This window comes from Chryseobacterium sp., assembly GCF_019236175.1.
In the GTDB taxonomy this organism is placed as follows: Bacteria; Bacteroidota; Bacteroidia; order Flavobacteriales; family Weeksellaceae; genus Chryseobacterium.
Genome location: NZ_JAFAJM010000009.1, coordinates 271,327 through 292,333, shown reverse-complemented (window position 1 = coordinate 292,333; position 21,007 = coordinate 271,327). Strand labels below are relative to the sequence as shown.

Sequence of the window (21,007 nt, the reverse complement as noted above, 5' to 3'; positions counted from 1 at the left end):
AAATTACTTTGCTCCGCTCTGATGTATTGTTTAAAGATTTATTCTCCAGTAATGATATTGTGGAGATTCTGTTTTAATGTTTCCAGATGAGCTTTCTTTTCATCAATTGTATTGTATGTATCTCTGAGAAGAGGATTTTCTCTTGATGGTTTGTTGAAGAAAGCAAGATTGTTCTCCAGCTTTACAATTTCAGCTTCAAGGTCTGAAATCTGATTTTTGATTTTTCTTGCCTTGTCGGTAAGCTGATTTTCAGATAAACCTTCTTCTTTCAACTCAAGTTCATTGATTTTATTGATCTTCAGTTTCTCTCTTAAAGTCTTGTTGAATTCAGTATTGATTGAAATTTTATCTCGGGGAACTTTTCCGATATTGTTCCATGCCGTTTTGATCTGTTCAATTTTTTCAATACTTCCTTCTTCGTTGGAAACCATTTTTAATTCATCAAGAAGAGCCTTCTTGTTTTTATAATTTTCTTTCCAGTTATCGGTAGAAGTATTGCTTTTTTCTCTGTAGTTGTTGAAGAAAGCATTGCAGGCATCACGGAACTCATCCCAGATTTTATTCGTCATGCTTTTAGGAACGTGTCCTATTTTTTTCCAGTCTTCCTGAAGCTTTTTGAATAATGGAACCACAATATCCCATTCTTCGTTATTCATATTGTCTTTAGCAGTCTGAATCAGTTTTAGCTTCTCTTCAAGATTAGCTTGCTGAGATCCTTTTAAAGACTTATAATAGTTATTTTTTGTGGTATTGAAACCTCTTAATGTCGTTTTGAAATCGTTCCAGTTCTGGTTGGAAAGTTTTCTTGGAACACTGCCTGTTTTCAGGAATTCAGAACGAAGATCTTCCACTCTTTTAATAGCATTTTGCCAGTAGTTGTGGTTGGGAGTTTCTGATGGTTCGGAAAGCTTTTTGATTTCAGTAATGATCTGATTTTTCTTTTCAAGATTGACAGTCTGTTCTTTTTCAATGACTGCAGAAAGCTCAGATTTTCTTTCATGAATTTTATTGGAGATTTCTTTGAATTCTTCCCATGTTTTTTCACGGAATTCTTCTGCTACAGGCTCAGCTTCTTCTTTCCATAATTTGTGAAGATACTGAAGCTCATTTAAAGCTTTCTGGATCACAGGTTCGTTTTCCAGTTCCTGAGCACGGGCGATAATGTGTTGTCTTTTTTCTAAGTTGTGGCTGTATTCCTGTTCTAAAAATTCTTTATTAAGATCCAGCATTTGATAAAATTGATTCAGATGGTGGAAATAATTATTGTTGAGAATTTTAAATTCAGATTTTGCTACCTGCCCGGCTTTTGACCAGTCTTCTTTAATCTCACGAATGGATTTGAAAAGATTTGTTCCGGGTTCAGAATTGGTATAAAGATTTTTTAATCTTTCAATAATACTTTGGCGATAATCCAGATTTTTTTTCTGCTCTTCTTCCTGTCCTTTCTGAAAATGATCATGTTTTTCTCTAAAGATATTAACTAAAGCAGAAAGTCTGGCCTGTGAAGGATGTTCATAACTGAAATTTTCAGGGGCATTTCCGCCTTCAGCATATTCATGCTTCTTATCTTCCACTTCATCGTGGATATAGTGACTTGCTTTTTCCTTCAGCTGATTAAATCTTTTGAAGTTTTCACCGGCATTGGGCGTGTTGATGATTTTTTCCATTTCCTTCAAAGCATCAGCCAGGGAGATGTCAACATCATCATGTTCTTCCATATGCTCGGTATCATCTTCATGAGGAGTGGCATCCTGGGAATCTTTATTTCCTGATGTTTCCTGAGATACTTCGGTCGGATTTTTCTTTTCTTCGTTTTCAGAAAGATTGTTTTCTGTAATCATAGCAAATCTTTTATGTGAGTGGCGTTAATAATATCCTTTGAATATAGCTCTAAAGCCAATTAAAGCACTAATTTATGTTATTTTTTTTAAAAATTCCAAATTTCCCAGGCTTTTTCTGCTTGTTGTTCAAGCATATAATAACCGTTTACTGTTTTTGCTCCTTTTTCGGAAGCATTCATGATAAACCTGGTATAATTGGGGTTGTAAATTAAATCTATCACCAGGTGATCTGAAGAAATTCCTTCAAAAGGAAATTTCAGGCAATCTTCAATATTGGGAAAAGTGCCCACCGGAGTACACTGAATAATAATTTTGTATTCTCTGACTGTTTCTTCATCAAGATTTTCAAAATTAGTTTCCGTGTTTCGGGAAATGGTTTTAGAAGGTATGTTATGTTTGTCCAAAACATATTTTACCGCTTTTGCGGCGCCTCCGCTTCCTAAAATAAGAGCTTTGTCCTGTGATGGTTTTTTGTGTAGAAGAAGCGTTTTTTCAAAACCGAAAGCATCCGTATTGTATCCTGTTTTTTTACCATTATGGATAAGTACACAGTTTACAGCTCCTATTTTTTCAGCCTCATCACTCAGCTCATCCAGGTAATCTATTATTTTTTCTTTGTAAGGAATGGTTACATTGAATCCTAATAATCCGGGAGAAGCAAACAGATTTTCTACTTCATTGATTTCGTTCAGGTCAAAAATATCATAAGAAAAGTCCTTAAGCATAAGCTTTTGGAACTTGTTTTCGAAGAATTTTTTAGAAAAAGAATAGGAAATATTGCGTCCTATCAATCCTAATTTTTTATTGGAATCCATTAATCAAAATTAAAAAAAAGACCGGATAAATCCGGCCTTTAATTTGAAATATTTTTTAATAATTAATCTACGATAAATTTCGCAGTGTTATTATCTGTTTTTAAGATGTATGTTCCTTTCACTAATCCCTGAAGGCTGATTTTATTTGAATTCTTAAAAGGATTGGCAATGGTCTGAATTAATTTTCCTGAAAGATCATAGATTTCACCTTTTGAAATTTTACCAAGGTTTTCACCTTTTACAAACAATTCATTATTTTTTACCGGATTAGGGTAGATGGTAAATTCCGTTTTATTCTTTTGAGTTTCGGAAGTAGCCAGTGTGTTGAAGCAAGACCAGCTAAGATCATCCAGTGCCACTCTGTTTGAGGTAGAAGAGTTTGTCAGCTTAATCACAACATTTCCGCTTACGTTGATATTGTAAATGGTGGTGGTGGTTGCAACGTCACTGTAAGGAATCGTTCCTACATTCACATTATTCACGAAGACATTGATGTTGCCTGCGTTTCCGGTGAATTTCAGCTGAGTGGTTAACGTTAAGTCCTGAATTCCGCCTGAAAGTGTTGAGCTGGTTAAGTTACCGTTTCTGATGGTGATTGCCTTATTGTTGATGGTCTGGTCAACTCTTGCGTCTGTTGCAGTCCATGAAATTCCGTTATTCGTCCAGTTTGCTGTCAGATAAGTGTTGGCTGCGCCGGAGATCATTTCAAAATCTTCAGCTCCGCAACTTCCGCTAACCGGTCCGTCAAGAGTTGTTGCTGTAGCGGTAGCACTTTGTGGAGAAGAGTTTCCGGCTGCATCTTTAGCAATAATGTAGAATGTATATGAAGTCAGCGGAGATAACCCGGTTACCACAGTAGACGTTGAAGTTCCCGCAACAGTACTTCTTAATGTACCATTGGCGTAAATCTGATAAGAAGCTACCCCTACGTTATCGGTAGCTGCTGTCCAGCTTAATGCGATTGAGCTTGATGTAGGGTTGTTGGCAACCAGATTGGTTGCAGCGGTAGGAGCCTGTGTATCAAGAGCAGGAGTTCCCCAGATTTGAGTCACATATTCAGGGTGATCAATAAAAGGGTTTCTGTTTCCCTGGTAAGCGTAAGAAGCGTTATTTCTTGCAATTTCTTCTGCTGATACAGGATCCATAAGATGCCATGCGATATATTGATTCAGTGCCCAGGATTGCAGACCCGGAAAAGCTGTATTGCCAAGCATTCCTCCGGAAGTAAAGTTAGGAAGTTTGTCTTCATATCTGGTTACAAAATAAAGAATCATTCTGGCGATATCTCCTTTAAAGGCGTCGATAGGTTCAAATACGGTTCCTGAATATCCCTGAGATACGGATGTTCCTAATTTTGATCCGTTTTTAGAAGTGAAAGAAGCACTTCCTACCACTCCGTAAGGGTAATTAGATCTCACTCCGTTTACTTTTCCATCAGTAGGACGGATAAAGTTGATATCCGCTACCATTGGAGAAGCACTGTTGAATAAACTCTGAGGAATTACGTGTTCTCTGTTGTAGCACTGTCCTTCAGTTGAATAGGTTCCGCATTGGTTGGTTCCCGGAGTAAAGTTGTACTGATCGGGACCGTTCGGGTTTTCAGAATAAATATCCAGTATCGTTCCGTCATTTTCATAGAAATAATCACGGTCAGTCGTGTAATAAGCGGTCCATAAACCGTTATAGCCATGGTCTGAATGTCCATAAGAGATAATGGTTTTAAGCGCTGTTTTAAGACTTGGACCCGTTAAGCCCGTGGCTGCATTGTAATACCCTGCAGGAGCCTGTGCTAAAGTGTTGATGAATATCACACTTAATAGAAAAAAAGATAAAATTCGTTTCATTTTTTAAAATTGGGGCGTAAAGGTACGTAAAAATGTAAACGAAATATTTTATTTGTGTTAAATTTATAAACTCAATATATTAATTTTTAGTAATATACTCTTTGCTGATTTTTGAGAAGAACCAGGAGATGGTAATTCCGAACATGGAAGCGGTAAGTGCTACGATGGTATAGTTTTTTCCTACAATTTTTACAGGGAAAGGAAGTACTTCATTGGCTCTGAAAAATTCTGTATACAACTGGAAGTAGCAAAGTGCGGTTCCAAGGAGTAAACCGGATATAACTCCCGAAATCACGATGAGCAGGCCGGTGTAGAAATAAGTCATTCTCAGATGGCTTAAAGGGAAGCCGAGTGAAATCAGGGATTTTGCCTGTTCTTTTTTATCCAGCTGCAGGATAATAATAGCTCCGGCAAGATTAAAGGTAGTAATGAAAATCACCAATGCGAAAATCAGGTAGATGAACATTTTTTCAGTATTGATCATTTTCCAGAAAGCGGCATTTTCTTCTTCTTTGGTTTTGATCTCAATATTTTTTCCGAGTTTAGAAAGCAGATCCTGTTTTACAGCATCGGCATTATCAGGATTTTTCAGTTTAATGACGATCTGATATGCGGATTTCTTAGGTAAGCTTAGTAATTCTTCTGTCAGTTCAATTGGGGAAATGATGTAATTGTCCAGCTGATCTTTTCCCGGGAAAACTCCTGTTACCAGAATATCCCTTTTGTTATAAATATCCTCTTCTTTATTAATGATTCCGGTACCCGGCTTAGGCATGAAGACGGTTGCATAATTATTTGAAGATCCTACAGGTATTGAAAGCCGGTTATCCAGGCTGTTTTCCATTAATGCTTCATTGGAATATTTGAAACTTGGGTACGTACCGTAGAATACATCTTTATTGATGGGATTCACTTTAACATAGGCAGAGTCGACACCTCTTAAATAGGCTATATCTCCTTTACCATTGAAACTGATGTATACTTTTTCTTCAATGATACGGGAGAAGCTGCTGATTTCTTTATTGTCGTGTAATGCTTTACTGACGTTGTCCAGGTTTTTAATGGTTTTTCCTGAAGTGCTTTTTATGGTCAGGTCTGCATGAAGATTGGAAATAAGATCTTTATTCAGATCTTCCAGTCCTGAAAATACTGAAATAATGACGAACATTGCAGTCACAGCAACCGTCATAGCGCCTACCGCCAGCCACGTAATAAACGTAACGGCAGTACTGCCTTTTTTAGCCAAAAGGTATCTGGATGCTATGTAAAATGCAATATTCTTCAAGATCTATAAAACAGGATTGTCACCTTCTCCTCTTAATTCTCTTTCGAGTTTTTCAACGTCGTCAAGAGCTGTGTCCAGGTAAAAATTAAGCTGTGGAATAATACGTACCTGTTTTGCCATTTTCTGGCCTATGAAGTTTCTGTACTGAGGCTTGTTTTCTTCAATCTCTTTCATCACTGCAGAACGGAATTCCTGTGGGAAAATGCTTAAATAGATTTTAGCGATTCCCAGGTCGGCCGTTACTTTTACATCTGAAACGGAGACTAATATGCTTTGCTTACTGTCTGCAGCCTGTTTGCGGAAAAGCTCTGCGAAGTCTTCCTGAATGATCTGTGCTACTTTTCTTTGTCTGTTACTTTCCATAATTTCTGCAAATTTAGTACTTTTGTTTGAATTGATACTTTGAAATTAAACTACAGTATCAAATTTACGATTTAATTATATTTATTAGTATCTATGAAACTGGAACATATTGGTATTGCTGTAAAGTCTTTAGGAATCTCTGATGAGCTTTTCACCAAATTATTAGGAAAAGAGTCTTATAAAAAAGAAACCGTGGAAAGGGAAGGAGTGGTGACTTCTTTCTATGAAACGGGTGAAAGTAAATTAGAGTTGCTGGAGGCCAGTAATCCTGAAAGCCCCATCTCAAAATTCATCGAAAAAAAGGGGGAAGGGATCCATCATCTGGCATTTGGTGTTGAAAATATCCTGGAAGAAATAAAAAGATTAAAAAAAGAAGGGTTCCAGTTCATCTCTGAAGAACCGAAAGAAGGTGCTGATAACAAATTAGTTGTATTCCTTCATCCAAAGTCTACAAACGGCGTGCTGGTAGAACTTTGCCAAGAAAAGCAATAAAAAATTTTGTAGTGAAATAATTTTTACTATTTTTGCAAACACAAAATTTAACCAAGTTTTGAGGTCCTATAGCTCAGTTGGTTAGAGCACCTGACTCATAATCAGGTGGTCCCTGGTTCGAGCCCAGGTGGGACCACAGAAAATCAACCGCTTACGTCATGTAAGCGGTTTTTATTTTTTTAAGACTTCTCCCATTTCTCTTGCTCATCAAATATCTTTTAATTGAGTTTCCGTTCAAATACTTTTAAAGACCTGATTTCTATTTACTATTTTCTGCTCATATGATAAAATGAACAACGAATTCTAGTCTTTAGAAAATTATATTAATCTTCCAGATTTAAAACTTTCCAATCTCCTTCTTTAGATAGTCATACCCATAATTTATTGAATGTAAAATTTCCGTTTTGATAGATAACTTTTTCTTCAATTAATCTCAGATCCTGTTTTTCTTCTAAAAGGTCTATTATATTTACCCCATATTCCGTATGCTTTTTGATTGGACAAGATTTGATTATTAACAGAAATTTTAAGTTCTTCATTTGAAGCCTGACCTTATCAACTCAATTAAAACTTGAAGATTTATCCCTGTAATACTTGTGTAAGCCATAATTTGTTCAAACCTTATAAAAAGGATTCAAAATTTACATCTGCTATTTTAAACTCTTTTTTTGATTGTATGCGCTAAACATAAAATTTGAAAATCAATTAGATTATTAGAAACTGTTGAAAGATTTGGAATAAGTTTTCTTCCTGCTGACTGCCAGATAACTTGAAAACCTAAAGGATCTTTTGAACCTTTTATAGTGTAATTCTGGTCTTTTTCTGTAATGAAATACATTCCTACTCAAATTATGTTGTTTAAAGAATAATTTATCCTACTTGTAATATTTCGATGAATCGATCAATTCCATCTATTCTCGCTGTTTCTCCTTCAGACTTATTAAGAACTGCCTTTCCGATAGGGCTTTGAATGGAAAGTGGGAGAACATCATCAGATATGTAAGTGCTTTTCATTTCCTCATTAACAACTCTAAATTTTTGAATCGTTTTATCGTTCAAAAATTTCACCTTTATTTCTGAACCTAATAAAATTTTGGAGATTTTTTTTGTTGGCGCTTCAATTGGAGTGCCATCTGTCAAATCCAATATGATTTGTTCATCTTCGTCCTCTTCATCAATTGATAGATTTAAAATATCAAATCCTTGTTGATCATCGGTAGGTATTATTAATTCGTCAGTTGTAATTAATTGTTTGGTCAATGATATATCAAAGATATTACCCACCTTTGGACTTTTTACAATTTCAATGAATGATAATAGCTTTTCCAATTCTGATTCTGGATCACGCCACCAATTTGTTCCCCAAATACGATGAAAAACAAAGCCTTGCGCTTCTAATATACGTTGTCGGTGTAAATCATAAAGATATGCTTCATCACTTGAGTGATACTTTGCCCCATCACATTCAAGTGCAATTTTTGGAATGCCCGGCGTTAGAAAATCAATTACCATATCAATTCTAAAACCACCAACTTTGTATTGAGTTTTAATAAATGTCTTATCCATCCTTTTACTCAATCGCTCAAAAACCTCTTCTTCAAAGGGCGATTCAAGTCGAGGTGTAACGTCGCTGTCAATATTAGCTTCATTAATATAGTTAGCTTTAAGAGCTTCTAAAACAGCTAGACGCAAATCATCATTACCATCACTTACTGCTTTTGAATAAGCTAAGTATGCATAAAGAACTGCTTTTTTATTATTGCTTTTCTGCGTAACTAAATACGATTTGAAATTTAGTATCCTTTCTTCCGGAATTGAAGTGACAATGAAGTTTTTATATTTGGCTCTGGTTACGATTACATTCAGTAATTTATATCCTTTCTCAAAATTCAAAGGACCAAATCTTTCAGCAAAAGAACCATCAACATTATTTCCATAGGTCGTAGATAAAATAATAATATCTCTTTCATCACCCTGAATATTTTCTAAGTTTTTTACAAATAATCCTTCTTTTTCTAACTCGAGAATTTTATTGTTGAAATCTTTATATTTCTCTTGTTTCTGCCGCTCTACAATTTTATTTTTAATGAGATCCCGCTGTGTGATGTTAAAAGTAGCAATACCAACTGACGGATATTTGTTTTTAGCATCTTTCTTAATATTATTTTCTAAAATAGATAAAACCATATCTGCTTCAAGTTCATTTACCCTATTTTCAAAAACACCCCCTACATTGATATAAGAAATAGCTTTGTAGTCCAAAACTTGTGGTAAAGCCTTTAACTTTTGTTTATAGAAAGCATGATTCGAAAATTCTATTAGATCAGGGTGTTTTGATCTGTAATGGAAATCCAAGGATTTCGAGCTAAAGTTCATTTCGGTACCGAATTCCAGAAGCGATAAGCAAGACAAAGCTAATGAATCTAAAGATGATTTATCTTTAATTATGTTTGAATCATCTTCTATTATTTCGTCTTCACTCTCTACGTCGCCATCTAAGATTTTTGAGAAGTAATTTGAAGGCGGCATCTGATGTTCATCACCAGCAATTACAATCTGTTTACCTTTTAGCATTGCTGGCAAATTATCTTCTAATCTCAGCTGACTAGCTTCGTCAAAAAGAACTATGTCAAAATATTTATTATTTTGATTAAATAAATTACTGGCAACGTCTGGAGTGGTTAGGATCACAGGAAAGAAAGAAGTAAATAAATCAATATCTCGCTCTACAATAGATCTAAGCGAATATCTTCGATGTCCAGCAGAACCTTTAAAATTAAATAAATTTTTAACTTTCAAAGCAGCATTATTTCTGTCAAATGTCTCTGTCTTGTTGTTTTGTTCATTGAACCAAATATAATTTACAAAATTTATTTGATTGGTCTTAATATTATGTTCCGCTTCAAATAAGTCATCAATACTATGCTGATCAATAGGTAAATTGTCATTCGCATTTTCTCTTAGCAAGCGATTAAAATAGTTAACATAAAAATCAGTTAGCCAATTAGGAGAATCTAGCAGTGCGTTTACAATAAATGAATTATTCTCAGTAAGACTATTGATGAAATTATGCCAGTCATATTCTTTTCTGAAAGCGTTAGGATCCGCATCTATTGTAGATTTTTTTTGCTCAATCAACGATTGAACAGATGTAATATATGCATTGATATTTTTTGATTGGGAAAGATTATTAATCAGGCGATCTGATTTAATTTTTTCATCTAGATTCTTTAGAAAATTGTTTAGGTATTGGAAGTTTTTTAGATGTGAGAACCTTTCTTTATCTTCGAAGATATCCGCATTAAGAAACTCGAAATCAATCGTACTGTTAATCGAAAAATTTACTTGATCAATTCTCTTAAAAATTTTGTTAGTTTGACTTGAATTTTCTACATCTGATGTTGAGAATAAATATTCATCTTTAAAATCAGAAGATTCATTTATGGATGACTGTAAATTATCATATAATTGCTTTTGATCAATAAAGTAATCCGTAATAAATATTGAAAGATCATTTAAAATTGCCTTCTCATTTTCAGAAATAAAAGGCCTCGATTTTAGGAGATTTATATGTTCTTGTAATTTGGATTGATTTTCTAAACTAAGCAAATAATTAAGATCAAGTCCTGAAAATTTATCTTCAATATCTAGATTTAGTTGCTTTTTTATTTTTTCAGACTCAGAATAAAACTTATCAAATGAATCCAATTTGGACTGCATTGAAGCTTTATACTCAATTCGAGGAAAAAATATGGACCCTTGAACTTTACTATTTAACTCTTCCAAAGTGCTACAGAAAAGATAAAAGTCTGCTATTTTTTGCTTTTTAGCGTTTGAAAATAAGGATGTGATTTTGTAAGAAAAACCTAATAATTTCTCTTCATTTTTAAAATCTAAATCTCCATTATATTTATCGTAAAGTCTTTTTAATAAATCTTTTTCATTGGCAAACCTTTGCAAATCCCTGGAGAAATCTTTGTGTTCTAAATCGTAAAATTTTTGTTTCAAAAGGTTTAGTTGATTGTCCAAATTAAGATTTAAACTATCTATTTTGTCAAGAGCTGATTTAATTTTACTGATGTGATTATACAATGAATTTTTTCGATCTTCGAAATATTCATTGTATAATGCCTCTTTTGAGGCAATAATTTGACTAATAGACTCTTCGTATGTGGAAAAAGCTTCATTAATCCTATCCTCTAACTGATAAAAACTTGTAGATTTAAAGGCCTCAGGCAGTAAAAATGAAGATAATTGAATCTCATCTTTCAATTTAAAGAATCTCTCACCTTCAGTAATGAGACTTGTTAAATAGGCAAATTCATCGTAGTTAAATTCGAATTTTATTTGAGAGGAGAAAGAGATAGGTTTATCGCTTTTTGTGCCGAGATTTTTTAGATAGAGACCGACAACATCTGTCCAGTTCCAATTAGCTAACAGTGGATCTTTTAGTAATGAGTGCTTTGAATTTATTTTTGAAACAAGTTCATTAATTTTTTTTAATTGAGTATCATAAGTAAACTTAGAATTAACAAATTTACTTCTTAAAACACTTAAATCATCAAGTCTGTTTCTGACTGATGTTACAACTTTCTTTCGGTCACTTGAAATGTCATGAATAAGTATTACATGTTGACTAAGTCCAATTTTTTGTAGTGAAGTTTGTAGAATTTCAAGAGCTGTATTCTTTTCGCAAACAACAATTGTTTTTTTTCTATTTTCTAAGGCATTGACAAGAATTCCTGTCAAAGTTTGACTTTTACCAGTTCCTGGAGGTCCCTGAATTACTAAATCTTTGATAGCACACAGAGAATTTAAGGCGCTTTGCTGCGTAGGGTCGGTGGGGATGGAAGTGATGGACTGAAAATCATTGTTTTCTAAGATACCTTGACTTATTTCTTCACCAGCTAATTTTAATAGTTCATCATAATCCTTGATAATATTATGCTTATGAATTTCAAAATAAGAAAACAATCCGGAAAATTGGATAAGAGAATTTGCATCATTTAGTGCTAAGTTTTTAAACCTTTCTTCAGATCCAATCGGTAAAATATCGTTGAAAACATTCTCTAGATTTATTTTTAATTTTTCTTTGCTAGCAATATTTGTTATTTCTAAAACATTCAGGCAAATATCAAATAGTTCGTTTTTGGAAATGAGACCATTTTCTAATGTTTCTGAAGATATTTGCTGAAGATCTATATTTGAATCGGATTTTAAATGATTAATAAGCACTTCATTGATATATATTGGAGAATCTTCATTTTTTTTAATGACCCAAGTGTCATTCTTCTTAGATCTGATAAGTTCTAGTTGCCAAATTATTAAAGGAGCGACGGTTAATTTTTTGTCAATTCTATCTCTTCTAATTAAGAGTGGGAATCCAAAACCAAAAGTTTCAATCCCTTTTTCTGACTTAATTACTTCAACCTGGTTACGTAGATATTCAAAGGATTTACCTAGCGATATGAATTTTTTATGCTCTTTTTCATCAAGATTAAATAGATCTATATCAATGTCTTTCCAGGAAATTTCAAATGAAAAATTATTCTTTGAGAGTAATGTATTTAAAAATTCATTGGGTAAATTTTCATCTATTGTAGAAAGGGTTGAAATATCTAACTTATATGCTGATTTTTTTGGAATAGCATTTAAATGTACCCCTTTACGATTACCAACTTTCAGCCTTTTCTGCAGTTCGATTAGTAGTGATTTTGAAAGTTCCATTTTATATAGAAATTATTGAGTGTTTTTTTGATTTGTTATTTTTCTCTTTGAATGCAAGGAAATCATTTAGGGGTTTTAATCCCTCAAAAGAAAATTTTTCTTTATGGTATTCATCAACATTAGAATGGCATTCGACACAAAGACATTCTAGATTTGATCTGCTATTATTTTCTTTATCACGATCTCTGTGATGTGTATGTAAAAATTTTTTTTCCGAGTTGTTTATAGCTTTAAAACTACATTTTTCACAAGTGAAATTTTTTGTTTCTCGAAAGCAGTATGAGACTTGTTTCCAATTGAGTATATATCCTTTATTATCAGTGATTGTTTGTCTTTTTTCACTTTCTTCTAAGGCTAGCACAAAATTATTAAAAGTGTTAGTTCCTAAATTAAGATTATATCTTTTTCTTAGATTTCGTGCACACTTTTTACAAATCTCAAGATTGGCGTTAATTAGTTTTTTTTGATCTTTCGAATAATAAGTGTTTTTGGATGAGTTAGATACCTTCATTCTGCGTGATAAATCTTCTGTAGTGTCGCAATTGTAGATATGTAGGGACGGATCTTGATTATACTGTTTATTTCTATATTCTGGTAAAAAAATACCTAATCTTTCAAATCCGTTTTTCTTACCTCTCTTAATAAAACCAATTTCATCAAATTCTAACTCTTCTTGGCTTAATTCATATTCCTCCAAATCGTAGTCGTAATCTACATGTAGTAATGAAGATATATAGATTGCGGACTTTCCTTTTCTAAAATCGTAAATCATTTTGTTGACAAGCTTGTTTCTAATTTTTCATTAGAAGTGTTAATTCGGAATTCAACCCGACGGGATTTGTTGAGATCTATGGATTTATCCTTACTCAAGATAGAAACTTCTCCTTTTTTATTTAAGGCTCTTGAAAATGACATCCCATTTGCCGTAAGTAGGAAATCAAGTTTTTCTTTTTTAGAAGCATTCAGATTTTTATAGGAATCTAATGTTCTAATATATTCTAAAACAGATTGCGCTCTAGCAGATGACAGGTTAAGATTATACAAATAGCTTTCTCTTTGATCTTTTTTAGGTGCAATAGTGTCTGTATGTCCTTCAATTCGAATCTCACTAATATATGGCAGATTTGCGCTGTCACTAATAATAGATTGATATTTTGGCCAAATATTAGCAACTTTATTTTTAAAAGATGGTGTCATTTCAGCAGATCCTATTTCAAAGAGTTCATCATTTTTATTAACAGAATCTTGCAGAAATTTTAAGGACATATCGCTATCTAACTGGACATTTTTGCTTTTAAAATCTTTCTTTAGATCTTCCCCAATTGCGTTGTAAATGTCATCTTTAATTATTTTGTCAGACAAGCCCTCTAAAATGTATGCCACTGCTATAAATAGAAAAATGATTGCTAAACAAGTCATAATATCTGAATAAGCAATAAAGTTGTGATCTGATCGGGTGCGACTTCTAGCCATTAGATATTGATTTTAAATTGTTCTGAATCAATTTAGGAATTGCCTCGTAATGTCTTTTAAACATTTCATCCATTGATGCCATAGTTTCTTTTATACCTTGCATGTAAAGTCGCTCCTCATCAATGTCGATATTTCTTAAGTTAGATAATTGGTCATTCAGCAATTCAATATTAGCTCTCAGATTTGTAATGCCCTCTAACTGATTTTTAGTATTTTGAAGATCATTATTGAATTGATTTAATGATTCCTTGATATTCGATGAAGCATTATTTAGATTCGATGTAATTTCACGGAACCTGGTGTCTTGAACCATTACAGAATTAAGTGATTCTATGATATTATGTAGTTTACCATTTTGTGACAATAGATTTGCGTTAGTAGTTACAATCTTTTCAAGATTTGTATCCATATCCTCTGTGTATTGAACGATCTTTTTATAACGTCTGGCAAAATCTTCAATGTACGCTTTGTTCTCTCTCTGCCAATTATTTAGACTATCGATTGAATTCGTTAATTCAGAAAAATTCTGTTTAACCAAAAGACCTAATGTATCCCTGAATCCGGAATTTAAATCATCAATCACTTCTTTAAGGGCTTCAAGTAATGCATCATGATTAGAGGTGGCTAAGTTTTTTCCGAATGTGGCAAGATTATCTGCTAATTTTTTATTTGATTCTTGAATCTTTGTTATCAATTCTTCAGAAAATGCCCTATTAAGGTTGCCAATACCCCTATTTAAATCCCGAAGTAATACATTTGTTTGTCTCATTTCTGTAAACTCAGGCGATTCAGGTGGCTGAATATCTCCATATTTGTTTAATATATCGTTTACTCTTCTTTTATAGATTAGTGAGAAAATAAGTCCTAAAATAGTTACGATGAATGCAAGTCGTAAACCTGATAATAATTCTTTCACACTATCTTTTATTCTTCCAGCATCTGTATCAAAGCTGAATAGTCCCAAGACAATTCCTATACATGTACCAAGTAACCCGATGGTAACGAATGTGCTTGGCATATTTTCTAATTGATAATAATTTACAAATTTTCTCGTAGTGTCATTTTTAGCTTTGCTAATAATAGTTTCATAATAAATTGCGAATACTATTATGGCAAGTATCGCCAATACTATAATATAAATTTCGTTTGACATAAGTTTTCAGTAGTTAGAGTTTTTATTAAATATCTTTTAATATAAAAATTTGATTTGTAGTTTTATTATTTAATGTAAAATTTTAGTTTTTAGCAATTTTGTTTGAAATCTTTATTGTTAAATAGCCTCCGATGTAGAAATTCTAAGCGATTTCAAGAACATTTGAAAAATGCTTTGTGTGATTAATGTAAACATTTCCATTATTTAATCGGGCGTTCCACAATCAATACAAGCAGGTTCGTTGATAGCTAAAATTTCAGGAGGTAATGTAGATTATAGGGTTTGTAAATCTCCTCGGTAAGAATGTTCTCTTTCATTTCCAGTATGAAACGGTCTATTTAAGTTATCAATGTATTGTTGAATTGTCATCATTTTATTAGCAATATTCCAAAAGTAGTGAAACTTTAATTAAATTGAATACGAGATAACGTAATTGAACTATTATTATCATAAAATAACCTATATAACACAAAAAAAATGATATATTTTGACATTCTAAGATTATATAAATAAGGAGAAAAGTAATAACTTAGAATAATGGAAAAGAATAAAAAAACAGATTTCAATTTCATCAAAAAGCTATTTGTACGTCTCGCTTTTGATGATTCATATACCCTCGAAGAAATTCAAAATTCTAATCAGATTGAATTGCAAGCATCAGTTTTTTTATAGATTTTGATTTTTCTAAAATGAAATCATTGGATCATATAGCTATAAGAGAAGAAGATATTTATGATAGTAAGGATAATCCATTGTTTGAGTTTCATTATAGAATTTATATTTTCTACAACAATTTATCACATTTCAAAGAGAGCAACTCCATTATGATTATTTGAAAAAATGCCCACTTTATGATTCTAATATTAGTTTCAATTATGATACAAATAATCATAAAATTCACAATATACTATTAAAATACTGTGTTAGAAATTTTTGTATGTTTTTTGAATTTGACCGTTCTAGCGGAATGATTGATGTTGAATACTTTTTAATGACAGTTGACCTTTATTCTAATCACTTTTCGGTTGATCAGAATGCCATAGAGTGTTTCGAGGATAACGAAGTTTATTCTTAAAAAATAATTCAATCTATCTTCGGAGAAAATTTTGAGGATTAATGATTTCATCCTTATTCAAATCTTTTGAATTTTCATCAGAACTATCATGTTTATTAGGTTTACCTTCTTTTCAATAACGACCCTATTATTTCTTTTAACTTTAAAAATTTCTTCAATAGCAATATCTGGAATTTTATTTTTTTCAGCAATTGTTGCGTAAGTTGTAGAGATCGTTTTGTTTAATGTTTCTGCATTAACAGAAATTGGATACTTTAAGCGTTCTTGTAATATCGTTTTCCCAAGTAATTTTAAAATGGCTTCTAAGTTTTCTCTACGCTTCTGATTATAAAGTTCAAAATTTGATAACAGTAGATTGTTAAAGTTTTTCAGGTTACAATATCATTTTTAATGTCAGCACATTCTGATTTTAGTTTATCATTATTTCTAATCAGAACTTTATTGTTCATTTTCATTTGTGAAAGTTTAAAGTTGAGCGTGTTTGCTTCAACACTTTTTCTGATTCTAGTTTTGGCATTCATCACTATCAGACGGATTGGAATCATTCCATCTCTATTAATTTTTTCTTTTCTGAGCTCGAAATAATACTTCATTTTAATTAGGAGGTAAAATAGGGGGCTGAAATCAAATTAAAACATATTAAGGACTTTCCTGAATACAAACCTGTGATGGCTTGTTTTTTGAAGCTCCCGAAATCAGAATTTTCTGTTTTCATAATAAGGTCAGCTTATAATTTAAATTTTTTTTTTACTGACACAGTTTATTTCACAGTCTCTTATTGCTTAGTAAATACAAGGTTTTGACTTTCGGGTAAGTAAATCGTTAAATCAGGATTTCCAGGACATCTTCCCTTATCTATAATTCTGCTATTTGGAAGATACTCCCATGTTATTTGGTTTGGATTAATTTTCTTTAAATTCACCTTACCCCAGCCTACTCCACAATTGGTACCGTAGTAATTTAAGACAACCTGTCCAAATTGAGGCTTGGTTCCTATACTGTATAAACTGTTTATTTTTGTATCATTGTTTGTTGTATCCTGAAGTATAGTTCCTGAACTATTTTTAATTACATATTTAACAATCAAAGCATCTCTAAAAAATGTTTTATTTGTTCTATTCTCTACTTTTTTTTCTTTTTTTGTTATGAAAATAGTTATTTCATTTCCTTCAAAATTAGCTTTATATGAGCCTATATAAGGGTCCAATTCATGATTTAAATCTTTTAAATATGCATTATGAGGTAAATCCATACTATATGATTTCAAAGGAAGAACCTCTTGTGCTTTACATGAAAAAAAAATTGTTATAAAAATTAGTGTTAAAATTAGATTTTTCATAATTATAAATTTTTAATTAGGACATGGGACATCTGTTGAACTTCCTTGATCATCAAAGTTAATGTTGTTCATTTTATCTTCAGGATTAATTTTTTGAAGTCCAATCTTACCATTTAGTCCAATCTTTTTTAGGATATCCGAAAATAATTTTTCTAAACCTTTATTGTTTAAGGTTGCACCATTATTATTAGAATATTGAGATTGGCTTGATAATAAATTTTCTAAATCTCTATAATCATTTTCAAAAGCATCCATTTGCTCTTGTGAAAAATTAGTGATAGCATCTTGATAAGAACCGTTGAACCATCCTATGTATTGAGTACCATCGGGCCCTACCATTCCAATAAAAGCGTTTTGAATATTATTTCCTTGATTTCCCTGTGCCCGCGCAAAACCTAAAAGTATATCAATATCATCTGGAGAAAGCATGGAGATTCCTAAACTAGTATGATTATGGAAGCCTCCTTGAAATCCCATTTTGTCTCCCAAGTCGACTTCATGCTTTCCTCCATCAATCATATCTGAAGTAGAGCCATCAGCCTTTACTTTAAATCCTTTTTCTCCATTACCCTTTTTTGCATGATCTTTTAAATCTTTTACTTTTTGTTTCACCTGTTCGCTATTTTGTACTTTTTTCCCTTTTGTACATAGATCTGTATTTTGTGGGGTATCCGGCTGATTGGGTTTTGGAGGAGTAATCGTTCCGGGAACAGGAACGGTCGGAACTCCAGGATTAGGATCAAAATGTACGCCTTTACCGGGAGGAGGGATATCCACATTATCAATCTCTCCATGACAGGGCTTACATGAGGGAGAACTCATAGGTCCGAAACCATTTCTGGCCGCTTCCTCAATAAATGCTCCTCCTACAATTTTCTTTTCATATCGGATAGAACCTTCTAAAGAAGCATAAGAAACAGTACCTGTCATTTTTTCCATGATTTTATGAGCCGTAAGATTGTAATCTTCAGGCGAAAAAGCTTCATTGGACTGAAATTTCCAAAGGTGTCCTGATACCATATTCTTATCTACTCTAAAAGAAAGCTCTTCAATAGTATTGGAATTCTCATTTTTAATAGGGACTGTAATGAGAACAATATTTTCTTCATATTTGTATTCTCTTGCTTTTTCCCATTCTATGGTCTTTCCAGCTAACATCTCTTTTCCCTTCAGATATTCATTTTTAATAAATGCAATAGGATTTTGCTGAGTTCCGGTAATTTCTGTTTCCAGACTTTCATGTTTACAGGAATGGGTAGAAAATATCAAAAGCAAAGTGCCGGCCATAATAGCCATAAATTGGTTTTTCATATTCAATAACATTTGTGTTTTTTATGCGCCGGCATCCGGTGCATATAATAATTTTAAGATTTAAAAGTAGAAATAATAATTCTTCACTACGGGAATATTGTGTAGAATGAAATGGCTATTAATGGTCAAATTTTTTCTACATGTATTGGGTTGTGAATAACTTGATAGTTCCCTTTGGAAAATTGAAGTTCACAAGTAAAACAAGTCTTTCACTAAGGCAAATACAAAAGCTGACAATCTCTGAAAAGATTCTCATTTGATGAGCTTTAAGGTGCTCTAAGCTATGGGCCCATAATTTTATTAAAGCTATAATGTGCCCAGGTGGGACCACAGAAAATCAACCGCTTACGTCATGTAAGTGGTTTTTATAGTATTTTTTAATATATTTTCTAGAAACTTAAATACACAATGAAAGTTTAAGAAGCCAGTGAATTTTCAATCTCCTTAATATAAATGGAAGGGGTGGTACCTGTCTTTTTTTTGAAGGCAAGAGAAAATGCCTGCACGTTATTATATCCCAAATCATCTGCAATGGCAGGTAATTTATAGGATCTGAACTTCTTATCATGTATTAAACGTTCCAGTGCATAATCTATACGCAGGTCATTGATATAATTGGTGAAGTTTTTTTCTTTATGGGTATTAATGACTTCTGATAAATAGGCCGTGTTGGTATTGACAGATTTAGCCAGAGTAGATAATGTGACTCCTTTTTTCAGGAAGGTTTCTTTTTTCTCAAAATTATCAAGTCCTTTAAGAATGATCTGTCTTACATCCTCAGGAATATTTTTAGTCACTTTTTCTTCCTGTTCCGGCAGACCGGTTTCCGTTGAATCTGTTATTTCAGGAATATCAGTAATTTCTACCGGTGCAGAATGGTTGACAATGAATATCGGTGCTTCAGTTTTGTCTTTTTCACTGTAGCGTTCTTCCAGAGACTGGATTAATTTCTGAGCTGTTTTTCTATGTTCCTTCTCAGCTTTTTTAGACCTGTAATACAGAGATATGAGGACGAAGAGTACCAATAATAAAATACAAAGCGAAAGAATAAAATAAACTTTTTTATTCTCAAGCTCGTTGATAATAGAATCTTTCTCTTTTAATAGTTTCGGGGTATCATACTGTCTGGGAAGCTCCCTGGAAACATACCTGAACTGGGTATCTAAAGACTGATCTATCTTTAAATATCTGTCAATATAAAAGAGCTGTTTTTCTTTATCGTTTTTTTCTTTGTAATAATTGATCAGATAGGTATATACTCTGTTAAGCTCAGGAAAAACATAATCGCTTTTGTGAAGAAGAGAGTCTATTTCCCTAAAAGACTGGGCTGCTTTTTCTTTTAACTGTAATTTGTCATAAGATTCCCCTAAATAAAAAAGGGTGTAGTTTTTATTTCTTTCATCATCAGAGGAGTTCAGGAAATATTTTTTAGATTGCGATAAGCTTTCAACGGCATCGTGGTATTTGTTGAGTTTCAGATTATTAAATCCGGATAAAGTCAGATATTGATGATATCTGTAAGGATCTTTATTTTTAAACATTTCTAATCCTTTGTTGATAAGTATATTGGCCGAATCTAATTTATTGATTTCAATATAAGTATCTGCAAGATTAACTCTTATTTTTTCTATCTCATTCTCATTGAGATAGTCTGCATTATTCATATAAAATCTTAATACCTTGGCAGCTTCCTGATGCTTGCCGACGAAATTATTTAAATAAGCAATATTGGTTTCTGCCAGCGCTATTTGTCTTTTATTATTATTTTTTTTGGCATATTCCAGTCCCACTACATAATTATCAAGGGCTTCTTTCTGATTATTAAATTTTAAAAATACATTAGCTCTTAAAAGGTAAATTCTTGTGGGATAGATGTCTTCATTTAGCTTTTTGGCTACAATACCCATACTGTCTATGTATTTTAATGCATTTTCTTTATTTTCATTAATATACATAAATGCATAGCCTTCTGCTACTTGTGAATAGTTTTTTTCCTTTTTGGCTCTGGTCAGATAATACCGCGCAATTTGTTCTGCTTTATCAGGTTTACCTGCATAATTATAATCATAGAATTTTTCTTGGAGTTCTTTGTAAGTATATTCTTTTAAAAGATTTGTTTCAATGCTTGCCTGTGCATATAACAAGTTATACCCAATAAATAACAGGAAAAATTTTATTCTCATGAGCGTATTAAAATTCATTTATAGGTACAAAAGTATTATTTATTTGCTTAAAAAATCAATGTTTAACTATTAACAATAATGTTTGTTAAAGTGTTTGAAATAGGTG

14 protein-coding genes and 1 tRNA gene are annotated in these 21,007 nt (G+C 32.5%); 2 read left to right on the top strand and 13 right to left on the bottom strand.

Annotation, left to right across the window (positions count from 1 at the left end):
• Window positions 1-38: 38 nt before the first annotated feature.
• The 5 genes from JO178_RS08860 to rbfA form a co-directional block, all read right to left on the bottom strand.
• Window positions 39-1,841 (bottom strand): DUF349 domain-containing protein, encoded by a 1,803-nt coding sequence (locus JO178_RS08860; RefSeq protein WP_291934410.1) that lies wholly within the window; start codon window positions 1,839-1,841, stop codon window positions 39-41.
• Between the two features lie 86 nt (window positions 1,842-1,927).
• Entirely contained in the window at window positions 1,928-2,656 is a 729-nt protein-coding gene (locus JO178_RS08855; RefSeq protein WP_291934409.1) for a shikimate dehydrogenase, read from the bottom strand.
• Between the two features lie 62 nt (window positions 2,657-2,718).
• On the bottom strand, window positions 2,719-4,500 hold the full coding sequence (locus tag JO178_RS08850; protein ID WP_291934408.1) for an endonuclease: 1,782 nt from the start codon (window positions 4,498-4,500) through the stop codon (window positions 2,719-2,721).
• A gap of 79 nt (window positions 4,501-4,579) precedes the next feature.
• On the bottom strand, window positions 4,580-5,785 hold the full coding sequence (locus tag JO178_RS08845) for an ABC transporter permease (protein ID WP_291934407.1): 1,206 nt from the start codon (window positions 5,783-5,785) through the stop codon (window positions 4,580-4,582).
• A gap of 3 nt (window positions 5,786-5,788) precedes the next feature.
• Entirely contained in the window at window positions 5,789-6,148 is a 360-nt protein-coding gene (gene rbfA, locus JO178_RS08840; RefSeq protein WP_291934406.1) for a 30S ribosome-binding factor RbfA, read from the bottom strand.
• A 93-nt stretch (window positions 6,149-6,241) separates the two neighbouring features.
• Between rbfA and mce the strand changes: the two genes are divergently transcribed.
• Together mce and JO178_RS08830 are read left to right on the top strand one after the other, a co-directional pair.
• The gene (gene mce, locus JO178_RS08835) at window positions 6,242-6,640 is read left to right on the top strand and encodes a methylmalonyl-CoA epimerase (protein WP_291934405.1); all 399 of its coding nucleotides are present in this window, start codon (window positions 6,242-6,244) and stop codon (window positions 6,638-6,640) included.
• A gap of 62 nt (window positions 6,641-6,702) precedes the next feature.
• Window positions 6,703-6,776 (top strand) — tRNA-Ile (locus JO178_RS08830).
• 734 nt (window positions 6,777-7,510) lie between these two features.
• On the opposite strand, the gene JO178_RS08825 is transcribed toward JO178_RS08830, so the two are convergent.
• The 8 genes from JO178_RS08825 to JO178_RS08790 all read right to left on the bottom strand — a co-directional run bounded on the left by JO178_RS08825 (window position 7,511) and on the right by JO178_RS08790 (window position 20,901).
• Window positions 7,511-12,367 (bottom strand): AAA domain-containing protein, encoded by a 4,857-nt coding sequence (locus JO178_RS08825; protein ID WP_291934404.1) that lies wholly within the window; start codon window positions 12,365-12,367, stop codon window positions 7,511-7,513.
• Between the two features lies 1 nt (window position 12,368).
• Entirely contained in the window at window positions 12,369-13,139 is a 771-nt protein-coding gene (locus JO178_RS08820; RefSeq protein WP_291934403.1) for a hypothetical protein, read from the bottom strand.
• Window positions 13,136-13,840 (bottom strand): OmpA family protein, encoded by a 705-nt coding sequence (locus tag JO178_RS08815; protein ID WP_291934402.1) that lies wholly within the window; start codon window positions 13,838-13,840, stop codon window positions 13,136-13,138. Before JO178_RS08815 ends, JO178_RS08820 begins: the two co-directional genes overlap by 4 nt.
• Window positions 13,833-14,993, bottom strand: a complete 1,161-nt coding sequence (locus tag JO178_RS08810) for a MotA/TolQ/ExbB proton channel family protein (RefSeq protein WP_291934399.1) — start codon at window positions 14,991-14,993, stop codon at window positions 13,833-13,835. Before JO178_RS08810 ends, JO178_RS08815 begins: the two co-directional genes overlap by 8 nt.
• 1,443 nt (window positions 14,994-16,436) lie before the next feature.
• Window positions 16,437-16,661: a hypothetical protein gene (locus JO178_RS08805; protein ID WP_291934396.1), complete on the bottom strand. Its 225-nt coding sequence runs from the start codon at window positions 16,659-16,661 to the stop codon at window positions 16,437-16,439.
• 182 nt (window positions 16,662-16,843) lie between these two features.
• Window positions 16,844-17,407 carry a DUF6705 family protein gene (locus JO178_RS08800; RefSeq protein ID WP_291934394.1) on the bottom strand — a complete coding sequence of 188 codons (564 nt, stop codon included), beginning with the start codon at window positions 17,405-17,407 and terminating at the stop codon, window positions 16,844-16,846.
• 12 nt (window positions 17,408-17,419) lie between these two features.
• Complete coding sequence (locus JO178_RS08795) at window positions 17,420-18,718, bottom strand: hypothetical protein (protein ID WP_291934391.1); 1,299 nt, start codon at window positions 18,716-18,718, stop codon at window positions 17,420-17,422.
• A gap of 416 nt (window positions 18,719-19,134) precedes the next feature.
• A complete protein-coding gene (locus JO178_RS08790) occupies window positions 19,135-20,901 on the bottom strand; it encodes a helix-turn-helix domain-containing protein (RefSeq protein ID WP_291934388.1) in 1,767 nt (588 codons plus the stop codon).
• Window positions 20,902-21,007 lie beyond the last annotated feature (106 nt).